Source organism: Bradyrhizobium sp. SBR1B, assembly GCF_014198205.1.
Classification (GTDB): domain Bacteria; phylum Pseudomonadota; class Alphaproteobacteria; order Rhizobiales; family Xanthobacteraceae; genus Bradyrhizobium.
Window position 1 is genome coordinate 134,474 of record NZ_JACIHC010000020.1, and the last position, 21,358, is coordinate 155,831.

The 21,358-nt window shown below is 64.7% G+C and carries 19 protein-coding genes; 10 read left to right on the forward strand and 9 right to left on the reverse strand.

Features of this window, described 5'->3' with window-relative positions; all coding sequences use genetic code 11:
* Positions 1-22: 22 nt before the first annotated feature.
* Complete coding sequence (locus GGD61_RS33935; protein WP_183231921.1) at positions 23-1,537, reverse strand: acetyl-CoA acetyltransferase; 1,515 nt, start codon at positions 1,535-1,537, stop codon at positions 23-25.
* A gap of 186 nt (positions 1,538-1,723) precedes the next feature.
* Complete coding sequence (locus GGD61_RS33940; protein WP_018315632.1) at positions 1,724-2,857, reverse strand: nitronate monooxygenase; 1,134 nt, start codon at positions 2,855-2,857, stop codon at positions 1,724-1,726.
* A 316-nt stretch (positions 2,858-3,173) separates the two neighbouring features.
* On the opposite strand from GGD61_RS33940, the gene yghU reads away from it, so the two are divergent.
* Positions 3,174-4,055: a glutathione-dependent disulfide-bond oxidoreductase gene (gene yghU / locus GGD61_RS33945; RefSeq protein WP_092259468.1), complete on the forward strand. Its 882-nt coding sequence runs from the start codon at positions 3,174-3,176 to the stop codon at positions 4,053-4,055.
* Between the two features lie 340 nt (positions 4,056-4,395).
* Here the strand turns inward: yghU and GGD61_RS33950 are convergent, their stop codons facing one another.
* From GGD61_RS33950 to GGD61_RS33960, 3 genes are all read right to left on the reverse strand, one after another.
* On the reverse strand, positions 4,396-5,673 hold the full coding sequence (locus tag GGD61_RS33950; RefSeq protein ID WP_028143270.1) for an acyl-CoA dehydrogenase family protein: 1,278 nt from the start codon (positions 5,671-5,673) through the stop codon (positions 4,396-4,398).
* A gap of 298 nt (positions 5,674-5,971) precedes the next feature.
* The gene (locus GGD61_RS33955; RefSeq protein ID WP_092259462.1) at positions 5,972-6,352 is read right to left on the reverse strand and encodes a VOC family protein; all 381 of its coding nucleotides are present in this window, start codon (positions 6,350-6,352) and stop codon (positions 5,972-5,974) included.
* Positions 6,353-6,459: 107 nt separating this feature from the next.
* Positions 6,460-7,239: an SDR family NAD(P)-dependent oxidoreductase gene (locus GGD61_RS33960; protein ID WP_183231922.1), complete on the reverse strand. Its 780-nt coding sequence runs from the start codon at positions 7,237-7,239 to the stop codon at positions 6,460-6,462.
* Positions 7,240-7,405: 166 nt separating this feature from the next.
* Between GGD61_RS33960 and GGD61_RS33965 the strand changes: the two genes are divergently transcribed.
* Genes GGD61_RS33965 through GGD61_RS33975 form a run of 3 tightly spaced genes read left to right on the forward strand, consistent with a single transcriptional unit; the run spans position 7,406 to position 9,558 of the window.
* Positions 7,406-8,194, forward strand: coding sequence for an enoyl-CoA hydratase/isomerase (locus GGD61_RS33965; protein ID WP_038947737.1), 789 nt, complete (start codon positions 7,406-7,408; stop codon positions 8,192-8,194).
* Positions 8,191-9,177, forward strand: coding sequence for a phosphotransferase family protein (locus GGD61_RS33970; RefSeq protein ID WP_183231923.1), 987 nt, complete (start codon positions 8,191-8,193; stop codon positions 9,175-9,177). The genes GGD61_RS33965 and GGD61_RS33970 overlap by 4 nt, the downstream gene beginning before the upstream one ends.
* A gap of 3 nt (positions 9,178-9,180) precedes the next feature.
* Positions 9,181-9,558: a DUF6285 domain-containing protein gene (locus GGD61_RS33975; RefSeq protein ID WP_092259453.1), complete on the forward strand. Its 378-nt coding sequence runs from the start codon at positions 9,181-9,183 to the stop codon at positions 9,556-9,558.
* A gap of 168 nt (positions 9,559-9,726) precedes the next feature.
* On the opposite strand, the gene GGD61_RS33980 is transcribed toward GGD61_RS33975, so the two are convergent.
* Complete coding sequence (locus tag GGD61_RS33980; protein WP_092259450.1) at positions 9,727-10,506, reverse strand: enoyl-CoA hydratase-related protein; 780 nt, start codon at positions 10,504-10,506, stop codon at positions 9,727-9,729.
* A gap of 213 nt (positions 10,507-10,719) precedes the next feature.
* Between GGD61_RS33980 and GGD61_RS33985 the strand changes: the two genes are divergently transcribed.
* Positions 10,720-11,994: an acyl-CoA dehydrogenase family protein gene (locus tag GGD61_RS33985; protein WP_092259447.1), complete on the forward strand. Its 1,275-nt coding sequence runs from the start codon at positions 10,720-10,722 to the stop codon at positions 11,992-11,994.
* A 150-nt stretch (positions 11,995-12,144) separates the two neighbouring features.
* On the opposite strand, the gene GGD61_RS33990 is transcribed toward GGD61_RS33985, so the two are convergent.
* Both GGD61_RS33990 and GGD61_RS33995 read right to left on the reverse strand, forming a co-directional pair.
* A complete protein-coding gene (locus GGD61_RS33990; RefSeq protein WP_092259444.1) occupies positions 12,145-13,722 on the reverse strand; it encodes a fatty acid--CoA ligase in 1,578 nt (525 codons plus the stop codon).
* 274 nt (positions 13,723-13,996) lie between these two features.
* A complete protein-coding gene (locus GGD61_RS33995) occupies positions 13,997-14,869 on the reverse strand; it encodes an SDR family oxidoreductase (protein ID WP_092259441.1) in 873 nt (290 codons plus the stop codon).
* Positions 14,870-14,985: 116 nt separating this feature from the next.
* On the opposite strand from GGD61_RS33995, the gene GGD61_RS34000 reads away from it, so the two are divergent.
* From GGD61_RS34000 to GGD61_RS34020, 5 genes are all read left to right on the forward strand, one after another.
* Positions 14,986-15,795, forward strand: a complete 810-nt coding sequence (locus tag GGD61_RS34000) for a crotonase/enoyl-CoA hydratase family protein (protein WP_092259438.1) — start codon at positions 14,986-14,988, stop codon at positions 15,793-15,795.
* Positions 15,796-15,921: 126 nt separating this feature from the next.
* Positions 15,922-17,466: an acyl-CoA synthetase gene (locus GGD61_RS34005; protein ID WP_092259435.1), complete on the forward strand. Its 1,545-nt coding sequence runs from the start codon at positions 15,922-15,924 to the stop codon at positions 17,464-17,466.
* A gap of 160 nt (positions 17,467-17,626) precedes the next feature.
* Positions 17,627-18,421: an enoyl-CoA hydratase/isomerase family protein gene (locus GGD61_RS34010; RefSeq protein ID WP_183231924.1), complete on the forward strand. Its 795-nt coding sequence runs from the start codon at positions 17,627-17,629 to the stop codon at positions 18,419-18,421.
* Positions 18,422-18,508: 87 nt separating this feature from the next.
* A complete protein-coding gene (locus tag GGD61_RS34015) occupies positions 18,509-19,594 on the forward strand; it encodes a rhomboid family intramembrane serine protease (protein WP_092259429.1) in 1,086 nt (361 codons plus the stop codon).
* An 88-nt stretch (positions 19,595-19,682) separates the two neighbouring features.
* Positions 19,683-20,087: a YccF domain-containing protein gene (locus GGD61_RS34020; protein WP_018315647.1), complete on the forward strand. Its 405-nt coding sequence runs from the start codon at positions 19,683-19,685 to the stop codon at positions 20,085-20,087.
* 73 nt (positions 20,088-20,160) lie between these two features.
* On the opposite strand, the gene GGD61_RS34025 is transcribed toward GGD61_RS34020, so the two are convergent.
* Positions 20,161-21,078 carry an NADP-dependent oxidoreductase gene (locus tag GGD61_RS34025; protein WP_092259426.1) on the reverse strand — a complete coding sequence of 306 codons (918 nt, stop codon included), beginning with the start codon at positions 21,076-21,078 and terminating at the stop codon, positions 20,161-20,163.
* Between the last annotated feature and the right edge of the window lie 280 nt (positions 21,079-21,358).

Consider the following 21,358-nt stretch of genomic DNA (forward strand, 5'->3'; position numbering starts at 1 on the left):
GGCACGCTCCGCCTTGCCCACCCTACGAAACCTTCCACTCCGGCACGCCATCCGCCGCCATTGCGATCTCGCCGAGCGATCCCACCGGCGTGCGGTCCATGTTGAGTAGATGCGCCAGCGTGGCGCTATCGCCCGCCGGAATCCGCGCCAGCGTGCGCCTGTCATCTTCCGTCCGCAGCATCACCACGCCATGCTCGACCTCGCCGCCGCGGCCGTAGAGCACCGTGAAGCTCTCGACCTTGCCCTTGCCGCTTGCCTCAGTCACGAACTCCGGCACCGCGCGCTTGTTGCGGTCGGCCTCGCCCTGCACACTCGTCTCCTGCGCCAACGCCTGGCGCGGCCCCGCCTTCGCCACCACCAGCGCGTGATGCTTGGTAACGAAGCCGCCCTGGCCGTAGAGAAGGCCAAGTTTTGCGCCCTCGCGCACACGCCGCACCATCGCGCAGGCCGCATGCGTCATGTAGGTGTTGAGCGGCGCGCCGAAGAAGGTGAGGCCGCCGGTTACGGTCGGTTGCACGTCGGCGCCAAGGCCAAGCGTTCGCCGCGCCATCTTGGGTACGCAGGGGAAGCAGCTATAGAGCTCGATGGCGTCGAAGTTCTTGGCGTCGCCGCCGGCAAGGTCCATCACCGCGTTCAGCACCGCGTTCTGCGGATGGCTCTCGTAGAACTGGTCGCGCAACAGATAGTCGCGTGGCTCCTCCGCCGAGGCGCCGCCGAGCGGATAGACCAGCCTGTCTTCCGCGATGCCGAGCGCACGCGCCTTGGCGAGGCTGGTGAGCAGCAGCGCACCGCCCATGTTGACGCTGGGGTTGGCGACCATCAGCTTGTTGTAGGGCCACGCGATCAGCCGGTTGTCCGCGGTCGGCGTCGTGATCTCCTCGGGCGCATAACGCCGCTTCAGCCAGGCATTGGGATTTTGCGCGGCGGCTTCCGAATAGCGCGACCACAGCGTGCCGGATTCCGCCATGGCCTCGTGCGGCGTCTGGCCCCAATGCGCGGAGGAGGCGGCTTCGTAGAACGGATAGACGGTGACGGGGCGAAACACGCCGAGCTTCACCGCCAGCGGCTTCTGGAATGCCGCGCCGCGCTTGGGCTCCTCGACATCATGGGCGAACGGCGTCCACGGCAATTTGGCGCCAGCGCGCTCCGCCTTGGTTGCAGTCGACTGCGCCTCGGCACCGCAGACCGCGGCCACGGTGCATTCGCCGCGTGCGATGCGCTTGGCGGCTTCGTGGATGTAGCGGATCGGGCTCTCGCCGCCGACCGGGCCGTAATAGCAATGCGCGGGCGTGATGCCGAGGCGCTGCGCCAACAGCTGCTCCGGATCGCGGTAGCGCCAGCTCAGGAAGTTGACGACGTCGAGCGACTGCACCTCGCCGAGCAACTTTGCGCCGGCATCTGTTTCCGCGCGCCGCAGTGCCTGCTCCAGCAGGTCGAGCGGCTCAAGGCCGTCAGTGATGTCTTTCGGGCGATCGACAATCTCGCCGATGCCGACGATGACGGGGATGCGGTCTTCGGAGGTAGGGGAATTGGTCATTTCTTCTTGCTTCACGTTTCAGATTCTTGGCACGCCGTCGCCCTTCGAGGGCCGCTGAAGAAGCGGCCACCTCAGGGTGACGGCTACGGAGGAGGCGTCATCCTGAGGTGCGAGCCGAGCGACGCTTGCGGCGCTTGGCGAGCCTCGAAGGATGGGCTGCGGGCGACACTCGGGCTACACACTCCATCACTCCGCCACCAGCGCATTCATGTGCTCGACGGCTTCGGCGAAATCTTCCTTGAACTCCTGCACCACCGCGCCCGCCGACTTCACGCTGTCGATGAGCCCGACGCCCTGGCCGACGAAATAGCTGACGAGATCGCGCGCCTTGGCGTTGCCGCTCGCCGCCGCGCGGTCGATCGAATTGAAGGCATCGCGGCTGACGATGCTCTGCAGCGGCATCGGCAGTGCGCCGGGGCTGTCCGGCGCGCGGTCCCAGGCATCGGTCCAGACCGAGCGGAGCTGCCGCGCCGGCTTGCCGGTGCGGCCTTTCGAGCGGACTGCATCACGGGAAGAGGCCGCGATCATCTTCTCGCGAAAGATCTCCGTGGTCTCGGCTTCCACCGTCGCAAGCCACACCGAGCCGGTCCAGGCGCCGGCCGCGCCCATCGCCATGCACGCCGCCATCTGCCGACCCGTCATGATGCCGCCGGCCGCCAGCACCGGCACGTCGCGGATGGGCTTGATCGCCTTGATCACCTCGGGCACCAGCACCATGGTCGAGACCTCGCCGCAATGCCCGCCAGCCTCGGTGCCCTGCACGACGAGGATGTCGACGCCGGCCGCGACCTGGCGCAGCGCGTGCTCCTTGGCGCCGACCAGCGCTGCGACCGGCACGCCGTGTTTCTTGCCCATCTCGATCATCGCCTTCGGCGGCACGCCCAGCGCATTGGCGATCAGGCGGATCGGATGATTGAAGGACACCTCGAGCAATTGCAGCGCCGTCTTTCCGTCGAACGGCTGCGGCTGATCGGCTGCGACCTCCGTGGTCGTCAGCTCGATGTCGTACTTCTTCAGGAGCTCGCGCGTGTAGGCGCGGTGCTCCTGCGGCACGCGCGCCTCCAGGCTCTTCCAGGTGACGTCCTTCTCGCCCGAGGTCGAGATGTTCTCGGGGATCAGCACGTCGATGCCGTAGGGCTTGCCGTCGACGTGATCGTCGATCCATTTCAGCTCGCGTTCGAGCGTATCGGGCGTGTGCACGGTGGCACCAAGCACACCGAAGCCGCCGGCGCGGCTGACGGCGGCGACGACGTCGCGGCAATGGCTGAAGGCCAGCAGCGGGAACTCGATGCCCAGCATGTCGCAGATCGGCGATTTCATGGCTCTCTCTCCCGGCGGTCTTCGCGTTCTCGTTGCTTTCGCGCGAAGCAAGGTGACGCTAGCCGATCGTCACTGGCGATGACAGGCCGGATTCGGCGAGGCATCTTGTGTGTAGGCGTCGCGCTCTACCCGAAGGCCGCTGCGTCCCAGTTGACGCCGTCATTCCGAGCTCGCCCTGCGGGCGGCCGGATGACGGGAGGAGCCTGCCATGACGAAACGGTGAGATGCCCCGCCCGGCAATGCAACTCGGAGGGCTTGTCATCGGCCATTCGCGGGCTAATTAATGCAGGCGCATCTTTCCGCCGGAGCTCCTCGCATGACCGATACCCCCGCCTACGTGCCGCCCAAAGTCTGGACCTGGAACAAGGAAAATGGCGGGCAGTTCGCCAGCATCAACCGCCCGATCGCCGGTCCGACCCACGACAAGGAGCTGCCGGTAGGCAAGCATCCCTTCCAGCTCTATTCGCTGGCGACGCCGAACGGGGTGAAGGTCACGGTGATGCTGGAGGAGCTTCTGGCGCTCGGCCACAAGGGGGCCGAATACGACGCCTGGCTGATCAGAATTGGCAACGGCGACCAGTTCGGCAGCGGCTTCGTCGACATCAACCCGAACTCCAAGATCCCCGCGCTGATGGACCGCTCCGGTCCGGAGCCGATCCGGGTGTTCGAGTCCGGCTCGATCCTGCTTTATCTCGCCGAGAAGTTCGGCGCCTTCCTGCCGAAGGACATCAAGAGCCGCACCGAGGCGATGTCCTGGCTGTTCTGGCAGATGGGCAGCGCGCCCTATCTCGGCGGCGGCTTTGGCCATTTCTACGCCTATGCGCCGTTCAAGATCGAATACGCCATCGACCGTTTCGCGATGGAGACCAAGCGCCAGCTCGACGTGCTCGACCGGCGCCTTGCCGACAACGAATATCTCGGCGGCAAGGAGTATACCATCGCCGACATGGCGGTGTGGCCCTGGTACGGCGCGCTCGCCAAGGGGCTGGTCTATGGCGCCGGCGAATTCCTCTCGGTGCAGGACTACAAGAACGTGCAGCGCTGGACCGACCAGATCGCGCAGCGCCCCGCCGTGAAACGCGGCCGCATGGTCAACCGTGTCTCCGGCGATCCCGCCAGCCAGCTGCACGAGCGGCACGATGCGAGCGATTTCGAGACGAAGACGCAGGACAAGGTCGAAGCGGCGAAGACTGCGTAACGTCGCTCACCGATGCAGTAGGGTGGGCAAAGCGAAGCGCGCCCACGGTTTCCAGCGCAACATGGAGGGATGGTGGGCACGTCGCTGACGCTCCTTTGCCCACCCTACGAAGGCTGATCCAGGCGCGTAGGGCGGATTAGCCGCAGGCGTAATCCGCCATCTTCGTCACACGAAAGTTCGGCGGATTACGCTTCGCTAATCCGCCCTACGATCTTCGTAGGGTGGGCAAAGCGAAGCGTGCCCACCATTCCTTGCGAGGTCGCGACGGTGGGCACGGCGCGCGAAGTGCGCGCCTTTGCCCACCCTACGGCTCTTCCCGAGCGGGAAGAGGAGAGACCTTTTACGCCATGCTCAGCTCGTGGCGTCCGACCACCATCCAGTGCACCTCGTCCGGGCCGTCCGCAAAGCGCAGATGGCGGACGTCCTGATACATCTCGGCGAGCGGGGTCCAGTGCGAGATGCCGGTGGCGCCGTGCATCTGGATCGCCTGGTCGATGATCTTGCAGGCGCGCTCCGGCACCATGGCCTTGACCATGGAGACCCAGACGCGGGCCTCCTTGTTGCCGAGCACGTCCATCGCCTTGGCGGCCTTCAGCACCATCAGCCGCATCGCCTCGATCTCGCAGCGCGCCTGGGCGATGATCTGCATGTTGCCGCCGAGATGGGCGATCTTCTTGCCGAAGGCTTCGCGGGTGAGGCCACGCTGCACCATCAGATCGAGCGCCTTCTCGGCCTTGCCGATGGTGCGCATGCAGTGATGGATGCGGCCGGGTCCGAGGCGGAGCTGCGAGATCTCGAAGCCGCGGCCTTCGCCGAGCAGCATGTTCTCCTTCGGCACCCGCACATTGTTGAAGCGCATGTGCATGTGGCCGCGCGGGGCGTGGTCCTGGCCGAACACATACATGGGCCCGAGCACCTCGACGCCGGGCGTGTCGCGCGGCACCAGGATCTGCGACTGCTGCTTGCTCGGCGCCGCGTCCGGATTGGTCTTCACCATCACGATCAGGATCTTGCAGCGGGGATCGCCGACGCCGGAGATGTAGTATTTCTCGCCGTTGATCACCCATTCGTCGCCGACGAGCTTTGCCGTCGTCGAGATGTTCTTGGCATCGGAGGAGGCGACGTTCGGCTCGGTCATGACATAGGCCGAGCGGATCTCGCCGTTGAGCAGCGGCTTCAGCCACTTCTCCTTCTGCTCCTTGGTGCCGACGCGCTCCAGCACCTCCATGTTGCCGGTGTCCGGCGCCGAGCAGTTCATGCTCTCGGACGCCAGCGGGCTCTTGCCGAGCTCGGAGGCGATATAGGCGTAGTCGAGATTCTTCAGGCCCTGGCCGGTCTCGTCGTCGGGCAGGAAGAAGTTCCAGAGGCCCTCCTGCTTGGCCTTGTTCTTGGCCTTCTCCAGCACCTCGAGCTGCTTCGGCGTGAAGCTCCAGCGGTCCTCCTTGCCTTCGCCGGCCTTGGCGAACTCGATCGACATCGGCTCGACGGTGTCGCGGATGAACTTCTTGACGTGATCGTAGAGCGGCCGGACCTGGTCCGACATCCGGAGGTCGTTGAGCTCGTCGCCGGGATTGAGGGTGTAGTTGGTGGTGCGGGGAATATAGGTGTGTTTTGTCATTGTTCCTCCCGGGGACGCTGAGATCATTCTGGGCGCAAGAATAGTCGCAGCGCGGCCAAAGTGCGAGCGCGCATTTTTCATGCGGAGCCATGCCACGCGATGGAATATCGCGAGGGCGTTTGAAATGTTGTTTGAATGGGGTGGAGTGAGGCGGCAGGCGCGAGCCTCACTCTCCGTTGTCATCGCCCGACTTGATCGGGCGATCCAGTATCCCAGAGGCGGCAGTGATTGAATCGAGAAGCCGCGGCGTACTGGATTCCCCGCTTTCGCGGGGAATGACATCGAGGATGTGGCTAGATCACGCCGGCATCCGATGCATCGCGCAGATCTTGTTGCCGTCGAGGTCACGCAAATAGGCGAGATACAGTTTGCCGCCCGGGCCCTGGCGGATGCCCGGCGGATCCTCGATCGATTTTGCGCCGGCTGCGACGCCAGCCGCGTGCCACGCATCGACCTGCTCCGGCGAATTGCAGGCAAAGCCGATGGTGCCGCCATTCGCGCAGGTCGCCGGCTCGCCGTTGATCGGCTTCGACACCGAGAACACGCCGGTCTTGGTGATGTAGAAGATACGGTGGCCGTCGACCCTGGCCGGCCGCACTTCGAGCGTGCTCAGCAGGTCGTCGTAGAACGACTTGGCCTTGTCGAGGTCGTTGGTGCCGATCATGATGTGTGAGAACATTTGCCCATTCCCTCAATGTTGTAGCCCGGATGGAGCGCAGCGAAATCCGGGTCTTGCTTGCTTTTGGCTGTCCCGGATTGCGCTGCGCTCCATCCGGGCTACGAAAATCAAAACGCGGTATAGCCGCCGTCGATCACGAACGTATCGGCCGTATGATACGACGACGCCTTGCTCATCAGATACACCGCGATGCCGCCGAAATCGGATGCCTCGCCGAAGCGACGCACCGGAATGCGGGGCATGACGTTGGCGACGAATTTTTCGTTGGTCATGAGACCCGACGTCATGTCGCTCTTGATCCAGCCCGGCAGGATCGCGTTCGCGGTGACGCCATGGCGCGCCAGCTCGACGCCGAGCGCGCGCACCAGCGCGTTGATCGCGGCCTTGGTCGCGGCATAATGCTCGTTGCGCGCGGTGCCGAAGATCGAGGCGAGGCTGGAGGTTGCCACCAGCCGGCCGAAGGGATCACCGGCATTGGCGCGGTCGGTCATGTGTCTTGCCGCGGCCTGGAAGGCGTGGAACACGCCGTCGAGATTGGTCGCAAACATCGTGCGCCATTCTTCCTCGGTGCGCTCGATGAAGGAACGCCGGCCGCCGCCGCCGATGCCGGCATTGGCGAAGCAGCCGTCGACCCGGCCGAAAATGTCGAGGGTCGCCTTCATCGCGGCGTTGACCGAAGCCGGATCGGTAACGTCGCAGACCCGGGCATCGACCTTGCCTGATAGCCCCGCCATGCTCGCGGCAGCAGCCTTGTTCTTGTCGGCATTGCGGCCCCAGATCGAGACGTTGCAACCCTGGCCGGCGAGCGCCTGTGCAATGCCGAGGCCGATGCCGCCATTGCCGCCGGTGATCACGGCGACGCGGCCGGAGAGGTCGAAAAGGTTCATGGCGCGTTTCCTGTTTTTGGGTATCGGCGCATCAGCCGCTGCGCGCAAGATTGCTTGCTATGCTCTGATCACCATGGACAAGACCGCGCCAAAAATCAAATATGCGCCCCGACAAAACGAATTCCGGTCTGCGAAACTGACGCAGGCCGCAACTCACGAGGAAACCATGCAGTTCAAACACGTCACGCTCGATTTCGATGGCTCGGTCGCGGTCCTCAGGCTCGACCATCAGGAGGTGATGAACGCGGTCTCCGTGGACATGCTGGGTGGTCTCGCCGAGGCGCTCGATGCGATCGAGGAGAAGAAGGACGAGGTGCGCTGCGTGGTGCTGACCGGCGCGGGCCGCGCGTTCTGCACCGGCGCCAATCTGCAAGGGCGCAACAACCAGTCGAAGAAGACCAAGGCCGGCCTGACGCTGGAGACCGGCTTTCACCCGTTCCTGCGCCGCATTCGCAATCTGCATTGCCCGATCGTGACCGCGGTCAACGGCCCGGCGGCGGGCGCCGGCATGAGCTTCGCGCTGCTCGGCGACATGATTTTATGCGCGCGTTCGTCCTACTTCCTGCAGGCTTTCCGCCGCATCGGCCTCGTGCCGGATTGCGGCTCGACCTGGCTGTTGCCGCGCCTCGTCGGCCGCGCGCGCTCAATCGAATTGTCGTTGATGGGCGAGCGGCTGCCGGCCGAGAAGGCGCTGGAATGGGGCCTCGTCAACCGCGTCTATGACGACGGCGTGCTGATGGAGGAGGCCATGAAGCTCGCGCGCGATCTTGCCAGCGGCCCGACGGTGGCGCTGTCGCTGATCCGCAAGCTCTATTGGGACAGCCCCGAAAACTCCTTCGAGGATCAGCTCAATCTCGAATTCCAGTGCCAGCTTCGGGCCGGCGACACCCAGGATTTCCGCGAGGGCGTCGGCGCGTTCCTGGAGAAGCGTCCCGCGCAGTTCAAAGGCAAATGATCGAAGCCGAGCTTTCACGCAGCGTCCGGCGCTGGTGCAAGGGCGCGACCGGCATCACCGGCGCGGCCAGATTGTCAGGCGGCGCCAGTCAGGAAACCTGGCGCTTCGACATCACGCATCCCGATGGCGGGATCGGCGCGATCCTGCGCCGCTCGCCGAAGGGTTATGGCGCAGCGCCGACGCGCGCGGCGGGTCTTGCGGCTGAAGCGCAGCTGATGCAGCTCTCTTATGAGGCCGGCGTGCCGTCGCCGCGCGTGATGCATGTGCTCGTGCCGGAGGATGATCTCGGCACCGGCTTCATCATGCAAAGGGTCGAGGGCGAGACCATCGCGCGCAAGATTCTTCGCGATGACGAATATGCGGCGGCGCGGCCGCATCTGGCGCGGCAGATCGGCGGCATTCTTGCTGGCCTTCATAGGCTGCCAAAGGACAAGCTGCCCGAGCTGCGCAGCAGGTCGGCGACCCAGGAGATTTCCGAGTTCGAGCGCGATTATCGCAGCCTGAACTGGCCGAAGCCGGTGTTCGAGCTGGCGCTGCGCTGGCTGCGCGACAACGATCCGGGTCCGTCGGCCGAGGAGACGCTGGTGCACGGCGATTTCCGCAACGGCAATCTCATCATCGGCCGCGATGGCGTCCGCGCCGTGCTCGACTGGGAGCTCGCCCATCTCGGCGATCCCATGGAGGATCTCGGCTGGGTCTGCGTCAACTCCTGGCGTTTCGGCGAGATCGACAAGCCCGTCGGCGGCTTTGGCTCGCGCGAGGAGCTGTTCGCGGGCTATGAGGCCGCGGGCCGCCAGGTCGATCCCGCGCGCGTGAAATTCTGGGAAGTGATGGGCACGCTGCGCTGGGGCATCATGTGCGGCGGCATGATGCAGCGCTTTCGCGAGGGGCCTGACCATTCCATGGAACGCGCGATGATCGGCCGCCGCGCGAGCGAGACCGAGATCGATCTGTTGCGGCTCTTGGCGCCGCGCGGGAGCTGAGCGATGCAGGACGAACCGACCCCGATCGAGCTGACCAAGTCAGTCGCCGATTTCTTGCGCAACGACATCACCCCGCTGATCTCCGGCCACCAGGCCTTCAAGCTGCGCGTCGCTATCAACATTCTCGATCTCGTCACGCGGCAATTGACGCGGGAGGAGGGGAGTGATGCTGCGGAGGTCGAGCGCCTGCGCTCGCTGCTCGGCATCGACGGCTCGGTCGCCGATCTCAACCACGCGCTCGCCGAGCGCATCGCCAAGAGCGAGCTCGACCTCGCAACACCGGGCCTCGCCGAGCACCTGTGGGCGACCACGATGGACAAGCTGGCGGTCGATCAGCCGAACTACGCCTCGTACAAGCGGGAGCTGGGGCGAGGCGGGTAGGCAGCGCCACATTCTCCGCTGTCATCGCCCGGCTTGACCGGGCGATCCAGTATTCCAGAGAGGGCAGCGATATACTGAGAGGCCGCGGCGTGCTGGATGCCCCGGTCAAGCCGGGGCATGACAGCGGTTATGTTGGCGAAATCCGTTGTCGTGACGGGAGGGACGGTCCTACTTCCCCACCCATTTCGGCGGCCGCTTCTCCGAGAACGCCTTCGGGCCCTCGATGTAATCCTGCGAGGCCGCCATCGCCTTCACCGCCGGATAGTCCCGCTGCTCCTCGATCGCCTGCTCCAGCGAGACGCCGAGCCCCTTCTGGATCGCCTGCTTGGAGGCCCGGATCGACATCGGCGAGTTCTTGGTGATCATGTCCGCCCAGCGCAGCGCGCCCGACAGCGCCTCGCCCTGCGGCACCACCTCGTTGACGAAGCCGAGCTCAAAACCTTCCTTGGCGCTGACATGGCGTGCGGTGAGGATCATGCCCATGGCGCGCTTCAGCCCGATCTGCCGCGGCAGCCGGTGCAGGCCGCCGGCGAGCGCGGCAAGGCCGACGCGCGGCTCGGGCAGGGCGAAAGTCGCATTCTCCGAGGCGATGATGAGGTCGCACGCGAGCGCGATCTCGAAGCCGCCGCCCATCGCGACGCCGTTCACCGCGGCGATGATCGGCTTGTCGCAGTCGAAGCGCGCGGTGAGGCCGGCAAAGCCGCCCTTGTCCCAGCCGCGTTTTCCTCCCGCTGCCTGCCATTTCAGATCGTTGCCGGCGCAGAACGCCTTGTCGCCGGCGCCGGTGACGATCGCGACCCACTGCTCGGCATCCGCGGAGAAATCGTCGAACACCTTCTGCAGCTCGAAATGCGCATCGGTGTGCAGCGCGTTGTAGACCTCGGGACGCGACAGCGTGACGATCGTGATCGGCCCCTTGCGTTCCACCTTTGAGAATTTCAGCTCCATCGCGCGCTCCCGCATTTTCTTCCGAAGGAATATTGCCGGCATATTACCGCGCGTCGGCGCCGGGGCACCATCGAATTGCGCTGGTGCGCCTTGCGCGCGTCACACGCCTCGCTTTGCTTGACTTGCACGCGCTCTTCTCAGCTTAATCGCACGAAGCGGAAATGCGCCTAGCGCCTTAACGCAAAACGATAAAATCAATCCGGGAGAGAACCTGTGGATTTCTCATTGCCAGCCGATCTCGTCGCCTATCTCGGAGAGCTCGACCGTTTCATCGAACGCGAGATCAAGCCGCTGGAAGAGGCCGACGACAACATCCGCTTCTTCGATCATCGCCGTGAATGGGCGCGCACCGATTTCGAGAATGGCGGCCTGCCGCGGCATGAATGGGAGGCTTTGCTGCGCAAGGCGAAAGATCTCGCGGATGCCGCCGGCCATCTGCGCTTTCCCGTGCCGAGGCAATATGGCGGCAAGGATGGCTCCAATCTCTGGATGGCGGTGATCCGCGAGCATTTTGCCGCAAAAGGTCTCGGCCTGCACAACGATCTGCAGAACGAGCATTCCATCGTCGGCAACTTCCCCGTCGTCACCATGCTCGATCGCTATGGCCGCGACGATCAGAAGGCGATGATCGACGGCTCGATCAGGGGCAAGTACCGCATCACCTTCGGCCTCACCGAGCCGCATCACGGCTCCGACGCCACCCACATGGAGACGCGCGCGGTGCCGGCGATCCGCGACAACGTCAAGGGCTGGATCATCAACGGCGAGAAGATGTGGACCACGGGCATGCACGTCGCCACCCACTGCGCGCTGTTTGCGCGCACTGGCGGTAATGACGGCGATGCCCGCGGCATCACCTGCTTCCTGGTGCCGGCCAAGAGCCCTGGCGTCAAGGTCGAGGAATATATGTGGACCTTCAACATGCCGACCGACCACCCCCGCGTCAGCTTTACCGACGTGTTCGTACCGGAGGACGCGCTGTTCGGCGAGGTCGGCCGCGGCCTGTCGCTGGCGCAGTGTTTCGTGCATCAGAACCGTATCCGCCAAGCTGCGAGCTCGCTCGGCGCGGCCGTCTATTGCATCAACGAGAGTGTGAAATACGCGCGCGAGCGCAAGCCGTTCGGACGGGCGCTCGCCGAGAACCAGGCGATCCAGTTCCCGCTGGTCGAGCTTGCGACGCAGGCCGAGATGCTGCGCCTTCTGATCCGCAAGACCGCCTGGGAGATGGACCAGCTCACCGAGGAGCAGATCGAGCGCACGCTCTCGGATCGCGTCTCGATGTGCAACTACTGGGCAAACCGCCTCGCTTGCGAATCCGCCGACCGCGCCATGCAGGTCCATGGCGGCATGGGCTACTCACGCCACAAGCCGTTCGAGCACATCTACCGCCATCACCGCAGGTATCGCATCACCGAGGGGAGCGAGGAGATCCAGATGCGGAAGGTGGCGGGGTTCCTGTTCGGCTATATGGGGCCGGGGAAGCACTGAGGCTTGCACTGCAATCGTAGGGTGGGCAAAGCGACTTGTCGCGCCGTAGCTCGAAGAGCGTAGGCGGAAGCGTGCCCACCACACCTTGAATACGGAGCGAGATGGTGGGCACGGCGCTTTGCGCCTTTGCCCACCCTACGGCACCGCGGATCAATTCACCCGTCGATCCTTCCCCGCCCAATACGGCTCGCGCAACTGCCGCCGCAGGATCTTGCCGCTCGGATTCCGCGGCAGCGCCGGCAGGAACTCCACGCTCTTCGGCGTCTTGTAACCGGCGATGCGCGTCCGGGTGAAGTTGATGATGTCGGTGACGCTCGCCTCTTTGCCCGGCTTCATCACCACGACGGCCTTCACCGCCTCGCCCCATTTGTCGTCGGGCACGCCGATCACCGCGGCCTCGGCGACATCAGGATGATCGCACAGCGCGCTCTCGACCTCGGCGGGATAGATGTTCTCGCCGCCCGAGATGATCATGTCCTTGATGCGGTCGTGGATGTAGAGATAGCCGTCCTCGTCCATGTAGCCGGCATCGCCGGTGCGCAGCCAGCCGTCGGAACGAAGCGTCGCGGCGGTCGCCTCCGGTAAATTCCAGTAGCCCGCCATGTTGGAGCCCGAGCGCGTCGCGATCTCGCCGACCTCTCGTGGCGGCAACGGCTTGCCGTCGAGGTCGAGGATTGCGATTTCGATACCCGGCAGCGCCTTGCCCGCCGAGCGCATCCGCTCCAGCCCCTCGACGTGATCCTCTGGCGGCAGCGCGACGATGGTGCCCGTGGTCTCGGTCATCCCATACAGCTGCACGAAGCCGCATTTGAAAACCTCGATGCACTCCTTCAGCAGCGCCGCCGGTATGGGCGAGGCGCCATAGAGCATGTATTTCAATCGTGAAAAGTCCACCGTCCTGGCGCGTGGCTGCCGCACCACGAACTGCATCGCCGCCGGCACCATGAACAGCTTTGTGATGCCCGACTGCTCGAAGAAATCCAGAATCTTGGTCGGATCGAATTCGCGCGCGATCACGCCGCGGGCGCCGTGATATAGGCCCATCACACCCCAGCCGGAACCGCCGATGTGGAAGACCGGCATCGCCACCAGCGAGACGTCGTCGGTCGACCACCGGTTCCACTCCGGCTTGTCCTCGGCATTGCCTGATTGCACCAGGTTGAGGAAGTTGGCGTGGCTCAGCATCGCGCCCTTCGGCTTGCCCGTGGTGCCCGAGGTGTAGAGCTGGATCGCGATGTCGCGCGTCGCGATCGGCACCCCGGGATCGTCACCGCTCTGCGCATCGCGCCAGGCCGGAAAATCCTGCCATTCCGGCGCGCCGCCTTCGGTGGTGATGACAGTGCGCACGCCCGGTAGCTGGTCCCTGATCTGGCGGACCTGAGTGATGAACTCCGGCCCGACGAACAGCACCGCGGCCTTGCAATCGTCGACGATGAAGGCGACCTCGGGTCCCGCGAGCCGCCAGTTCACTGGCGCCATCACCACGCCGGCCTTCATCGCGCCCATCAGCAGCTCGAAATAGAGGTCGCTGTTCTTGCCGAGATAGGCGATGCGGTCGCCCTTGTTGACGCCCATCGCAATCAGCGCGTTGGCGACCTTGTTGGTCCTCGCATCGAATTCGGCAAAGCTGGTGGTGCGGCCCTCGAACTCATAGGCGATGGCGTTGCCGCGGCTTTTGGCGCGCTCGCGCACCATGTCGGCGAGAGTTGCCAATGGCTGTGTGGACATGTTTCTCCCGTGGAGTCTTGTTTTTATGCCGCGGAGTTTGGCGTCATCCGCGGGTGAAGACAAGATGGGGCCCGGCTGTCGTCCCGGACAAGCGCGCTTCAAGCGCGCAGATCCGGGATCCATAGCCACAGGGAGAAGTTTTACGATAACTCGGAGTTACCGTCTCGCGCCACACTCCTCCCTGTGGTTATGGGTCCCCGCCTTCGCGGGGACGACAGGTGAGGGTGGGGCGAAGACGTCAGCCCCTTACATGCCCCGCATTCGCGCCAGACAACTACCCCCGCTTCGCCCGGTCCTTCTCGTTCTGCGCCATGATGCTCTCCCGCGCGGTTTTCCAGTCGTCGTCGCTCCAGTCGCGGAGCTGGTAGAAATTGCCGCCCATGGCGAGCGCTTGCGCGCCATCCATGGCGATGGTCTCGCCGTTGATCCAGTCGCAGCCGCCGGAGATCAGGAACACCGCGACGTTCTGCAGTTCCTCCATGGTGCCGACGCGGCCCATCGGGTTCATCGCCTTGGTGCGTGCGCCGGCCTCGTCACCCGGCTTGATGCGCTTGCTCATGCCCTCGGTCGGGATCTCGCCGGGCGCGATGGTGTTGAGGCGGATGCCGTAGCGGCCCCATTCGGCCGCGAGCGACATCGTCATGGCATGGATCGCCGACTTGCTCATCGCCGACGGCACCACGTAGGGCGAGCCGTTGCGCACCCAGGTCGTGGTAATCGACACCACGTTGCCGGGCTGCTTGGCCGCGATCCAGCGCTTGCCGATCGCCTGCGTCACGTAGAACGTACCGTGCATGACGATGTTGGCGACGGCGTCGAAGCCGCGCGGCGACAGCTCCTCGCTGCGCGAGATGAAATTGCCGGCGGCGTTGTTGATGAGGTCGGTCAACGGCGCGTCGCGGAAGATGGTCTCCACCATCTCCTCGACCGCGAGTGCGTTGCGGATGTCGACGCCGTGGCTGGTGACGCGGCCGCCATAGAGATCCATCAGCTCGGTCGCGGTCTCGTTGCATACGATCTTGCGCCGGCCGCAGATATGCACCTCGGCGCCGAGCTGGAGGAAGCGGGCCGCCATCGACTTGCCGAGTCCAGTGCCGCCGCCGGTCACGAGAATGCGCCGTCCGGCCAGAAGATTTTCCTTGAACATGGCTGTTTCTCCCGTACGGAATGTCAGTTAATTGGTCGATTGACTAAATCCGGCCGCCGGCGTCCTGTAAAGCGGCACTGAACAAGAACAGGCAAGAACCAGGGGAGAATTGATCCATGGAAGAGCGCGTCTCGATCTCGATCTCGGAAGGCGTCGCCGACGTGCGCCTGGTGCGCGCCGACAAGATGAATGCGCTGGATCAGGCGATGTTCGAGGCCCTTGTCGCCGCAACCGACCGGCTTTCGAAGGACAAGAGCGTGCGCGCTGTGGTCCTTTCCGGCGAGGGCCGCGCCTTCTGTGCCGGTCTCGACATGGGGCGTTTTGCCGCCATGAAGGAGAAGGGCGGCAATGGAATTCCGGGTGGCGAAAATCGCGATCTCACCAAGCGGACCCACGGCCAGGCGAACTTCCCGCAGCAGGCGGTGTGGGGCTGGCGTCAGCTTCCGGTTCCCGTGATTGCGGCCGTGCATGGCGTCGCCTTCGGCGGCGGCTTCCAGCTGTCACTCGGCGCCGACATGCGCTTCCTCTCCGCGGACGCGCGGATGTCGATCATGGAGATCAAATGGGGGCTCGTCCCTGACATGGCGGGCACGCCGATCCTTGCGAGCCTCGTGCGCGACGACATCCTGCGCGACCTCACTTACACCGGCCGCATCTTCTCCGCGCAGGAGGCGATGACCTACGGCCTCGCCACGCGCATCTGCGACGACCCGCGCGCGGCGGCGCTCGAAGTCGCGCGCGAGATCGCGGGAAAAAGCCCCGATGCGATCCGCGCGGCCAAGCGGCTGCTGAACAATCTCTCGGTCGATCCAGGTCCGGCACTGCTGGCGGAGTCGGTCGAGCAGCAGAAGCTGATCGGCAGCGCCAACCAGACCGAAGCGGTGCGCTCCAATCTGGAGAAGCGCGCGGCGAAGTATGCGGATTAGCTCGGTCCTCATCCCGAGGAGCCGCGCAGCGGCGTCTCGAGGGATGGCCACGGGCTCTCATGGTTCGAGACGGCGCTTCGCGCCTCCTCACCATGAGGGGCAACTCCAGCAAGAAGAAAAACAACAATGAGCGAAACGTCCCACTTCCTCGGCATCGTCTCCGGCGACCGCCGCCGCAGCCACACTGAGGTCGGAGCCCGCGCAGACCGCATCGCCTCCGGCCTCGCCAGGATCGGTGTCCGCCAAGGCGATTGCGTCTGCATGCTGATGCGCAACGACATCGCCTTCCTGGAGGCCGCCTACGCCGCGATGCGCCTCGGGGCCTATGGCGTTCCGATCAACTGGCACTTCAAGCCGGAAGAGATCACCTACATCCTGAACGACACCGGCACGTCCGTGCTGATCGGGCACGCCGACATGCTGCATGCCCTGCGCGATGCGATCCCTGAGGGCGTCACCGTGCTCAGCGTGCCGACGCCGCCGGAGATCCTGTCCAGCTACAGGATCAATCCCGATCATCTGAAGACGCCGGATTTCGCCATTGATTTCGAATCCTGGCTCGCGCAATTCCAGCCCTATGACGGCCCGGTCGTGCCGCAGCCGATGAACATGATCTATACCTCGGGAACGACAGGCCACCCCAAGGGCGTACGCCGCAACGCTCCGACGCCGGAGCAGCAGGCGGCGGGCGAACGCATGCGCGCGATGATTTATGGGCTCAAGCCCGGCGCCCGCGCGATCCTGCCGGGCCCGCTGTATCATTCCGCGCCGAATTCGTTCGGCATCCGCGCCGGCAAGCTCGGCGGCGCGCTGGTGCTGATGCCGCGCTTCGAGGCGGAAGAGTTCCTCGAGCTGATCGAGCGGTACAAGATCGACACCATCTTCATGGTGCCGACCATGTTCATCCGCCTGATGAAGCTGCCGGAGGCGGTGCGGAGGAAGTACGACGTCTCCTCGCTGCGCCACGTCATCCACGCCGCCGCGCCATGTCCGGCCGACGTCAAGCGCGCCATGATCGAATGGTGGGGGCCGGTGATCTACGAATTCTACGGCTCGACCGAGTCCAGCGCGGTGACGTTCGCGACCTCCGAGGACGCGCTGAAGAAGCCCGGCACGGTCGGCAAAATCTCGCCCGGTGCCGAGCTGCGCTTCCTCGGTGAGGACGGCCGCGTGCTCGGCGTCGGCGAGATCGGCGAGATCTATTCCCGCATGGCCGCGCTTGCCGATTTCACCTATCACAACAAGCCGGAGAAGCGCGCGGAGATCGACCGCGACGGCTTCATCACCTCAGGCGACGTCGGTTACATCGACGAGGACGGCTACGTCTTCATCTGCGACCGCAAGCGCGACATGGTGATCTCGGGCGGCGTCAACATCTACCCGGCCGAGATCGAATCGGTGCTGCACGCTGTCCCCGGCGTGCATGATTGCGCGGTGTTCGGCATCCCTGACGCCGAATTCGGCGAGGCGCTGATGGCCGTGGTGGAGCCGCAAGCCGGCGTCGCGCTCGCAGCCGCCGACGTCCGCGCCGCGCTGAAGGCGCATCTGGCCGATTACAAGGTTCCAAAACACATCGAGATCCGCAGCGGCCTGCCGCGCGAAGATTCCGGCAAGATCTTCAAGCGCCGCCTCCGCGATCCCTATTGGGAGCAGGCGGGGCGGAAGATCTGAGGCGGTGCCGTAGGGTGGGCAAAGCGACTGGTCCGCCGTAGCTCGAAGAGCGAAGGCGGAAGCGTGCCCACGTTCTGAATGTGATCCGGAAAGATTGGTGGGCACGGCGCAAACGCGCCTTTGCTCACCCTATGAGATCAGGGACAAGGAAACACCTGTCATGACCGACGCCACCAACGAAGTCCTCTACACCGTCGCCGACCACATCGCGACCATCACCCTGAACGCGCCGGAGCGCATGAACACCATCTCCGGTCCGATGCTGAACGACCTCGCGCGCCTTTTGACCGAGGCCAACGAGGACAAGAATGTCCGCGTCGTCATCCTCACTGGCAAGGGCAGGGCGTTCTGCGCCGGGCTCGACCTGCGCAAGGAGCGCGACGGCAACGGCCTCAGCGCGGCGTCCTCGCCGACCACGATCAACCTGCGCAACACGCCGCCGACGATGTTGCAGGCGATGGACAAGCCGACCATCTGCGCCGTCAACGGCGGCGCGGCCGGCTATGGCATGGACACCGCGCTCGGCTGCGACATCCGCATCATGGCGGAGTCCTCGAAGCTCGCGGCCGCCTTCGTCAAGCGCGGCGTGGTGCCGGAATCCGGCGGCACATGGCTGCTGCCGCGCATGCTCGGCTGGGCCAAGGCGGCCGAGCTGATCTTCACCGGTCGCACGCTGAGCGCGCGCGAGTGCCTGGAATGGGGCCTTGCGAATGAGGTCGTGCCGGATGCCGAGCTGATGACCCGCGCCACGGCCATCGCCCGTGAGATCGCCTCCAACGCGCCGCTGGCGGTGCAGGCCTCCAAGCGCATGATGCGGATGGGTCTGAACGAGAATTTCCACGACCACGTCCACCACGTCTATCTCCAGCTCCTGCCGCTGTTCAAAACCCAGGACATGGCCGAGGGCATGAAGGCGTTCATGGAGAAGCGCGAGCCGAAATTCGAGGGGCGGTAGCCGGGGGCGTCTGGTACGCGTTGGAGTAGCAATCATCGAGCGGCTCGGCTAGGTTGGCGTTCCCACGCCAATCCCCTGCGATCATCCATGCCCTCATACCGTGCCGGTTTCTTCGAAGTCCCCCATGCCGCCGTCTACGTGCTGATGACGGTGACGGTCCTCGCATCGGGGTTCTGTTTCATCCAGGCGGGCGGTCCGGCGGCGCCGGCGGAGTTGCTGTATCGCTACGGCGGCATGTATGCGACCGCGATCGCGCGGCACGAATACTGGCGCCTCGTCGCCTATGGCTTCTTGCACGTCAATTTCGTCCACCTCACCATGAACATGCTGTGCCTGGTGCTGTGGGGCGCACATCTCGAGCGGCGGGTCGGGCCGGCCTATTTCCTTGTCATCTACCTGTGCGCGATGGTGTTCGGCGCCGTCATCGGCAATGGCATCCATTCGACGCCGTATTTGACGGTCGGCGCGTCCGGCGCCACCTCAGGCATCCTCGGAGCGCTGCTCTGCCTGTGGATCCTCGGTAAGCTCGACGTCAGGTTCGACTTCTTCGCGATCAATATCGGATTGAACATCGCGTTTGCGCTCGGCAATTCGCGGATCGACTGGGGCGTGCATCTCGGTGGTTTTGCGGCCGGGCTGATCGCCTGCGCAGTGCTGGACCTGATCGAGAAAGCGAATGTGTGGGTGCTTCGCTGCAAATTTCCCGAAGCCGTGAAGGTCAATCTGACACTGCTCGGGTGCGTCGTTGCGCTGTGGGCCTGGAGCGGTCAGGCCCAGGCGATCGCAGCCGGGGGTTCTGGATGGGTCCCGGCTCTCGTCGCCGTGGTCGCGTATTGCGCCGTCGTGAAGACGATTGATCTCGCACTCTCCGTCAAGAAGGGCCTTGCGATCGTCGTGGCGATTTTGGCCGGTGTGAACGCGGCCGCCGTGATGCTGTCCGGTTGGGCCCTGGCATCGTCTTGCAGCCCGCGCTGGCCCACCGGGTCTGTCCCGCTCGACAACTTACTCGCCACATTCTGCCCTAGTCCTGTTGTCATCTCGGGGCTGGCCGCGATCGGCGCCGCCGCGCTGACGCTTTGGCTCTGCTCAAAGGAGATCTCGCGCGGGATCGAGGATGTTGGGTTTGTCGGCACATCGCTGCGCGCCGAACGCAGCCGGCGTCACGGATTATGAGCTTGGAGGGGATCGGACATCGGGGCCATCTTAGCAGAGACAGATTTCATGCCTATATGCACGGGATCATCCACCTCCGGATCATCCCATGACCCCCGTTTCCATGCTGCTCAACATCCTCTGGATCCTCTTCGGCGGCGCCTGGATGGCGTTCGGCTGGGTGATCGCCGCGGTCATCATGGCGATCACCATCATCGGCCTGCCCTGGGCGCGGGCAGCGTTCAACATCGCCGTCTACACGCTGTTGCCGTTCGGCTCGCGGGCGGTCAGCCGCTACGACGTGACCGGTGTCGAGGATATCGGCACCGGGCCGCTCGGCGTGATCGGCAACATCATCTGGTTCGTGCTCGCCGGCTGGTGGCTGGCGCTCGGCCACTTATTGACCGCACTGGCGCTCGCGATCACCATCATCGGCATCCCCTTCGCCTGGGCCCATCTCAAGCTCGCAGGCATCGCGCTGTGGCCGATCGGCAAGGTGATCGTGCCGGCCTGAGGCGTGGCTCGTAGGATGGGTTTCGCAAGTGCACCCCATCCTGCGCGCTGCGGACATCAATGAGCATGCTCCCTCAGGGACGAACGCGAATGATCGTATTTCCCTTGCGTCGCCCGGTCGGATTTAAGGCGGCGACCGCATCGTCGAAGGTCGAGACCTTGCCGATGTTCGTCCGCAGTCGTCCGTCCCGCGCCCGCTGGACGATCTCACTGAGTTGGGCGCGGTCCGCCTCGACGACGAAGTCGACCGCCAATCCATCGGAGGGCCGCGCCTCGGCCGGCCCGACGATGGTCACCAATGTTCCTCCGGCTCGAATGCGTTCTACCGACCGCTTCTGTATGTCACCGCCGATGACATCGAACACCAGATCGACCTTGCCGACGTCTTGCAGGGAGTCTTTGTCGAGGTCGACGAACTCGTTTGCGCCCAAATCGAGCACCATCTGACGGTCAGCGGCGCGTCCGGTGCCGATGACGTAGGCGCCGGCCTCTCGTGCGAGTTGCGTCACCATCGACCCGACTGCGCCGGCCGCGCCGTGTGCCAGGATGCTCTGCCCCGATTTGAGACGGCCATGCTGGAACAGCCCTTGCCATGCGGTCAGCCCCGAGATCGGCAGGCTCGCCCCCACTGTGAACTCGACGTCGCCCGGCAGCGGCGCAAGATTGCGCGCCTCGATCGCCACATACTCGGCCAGCGTGCCGTCGCGATACCAGTCCGCCAGGCCGAACACCCGCTGTCCCAACACCAGCCCTGTCGTTCCATAGCCAAGAGCAGTGACCACTCCGGCCAGCTCGTGTCCAGGGATCGATGGTGTTCGGTCGCGATCGAGGCGATCAGTCCAGGTCGAAGGCCACGTCAGCTCAGTCGGGACGAATCCCGACGCATGAACCTGAACCACGACGTCGTTTATCGCAGCCTGCGGCTCGGGCCGGTCCACCAGCTTCATCCCCGCCGTTCCCGCGGCCTGTTCCGTTACAACGATCGCCTTCATTGGATTGTCTCCTCAGTCATTGTCTCTTGACCCAATGGTTGCAGTCAGTGTGAGCCGCGACGGCTATCCACAAACTGCCAGACAGTGTGAAAGTGTCCGCGGTCTGCATTGACCGGGGCTCCCACTGAGACTGCCGATCGGGATCGCTTCGTTCGTGGTACTAGGGTGTGTACCTAATTAGCGGTTTCTGATTCCCTCGCACCGAGTTGATTCGGCACGGGGGACTTCGATGCGCAAAGGACTGTTCTGGCTGAACGACAAGCAGTGGGCTCAGATACAG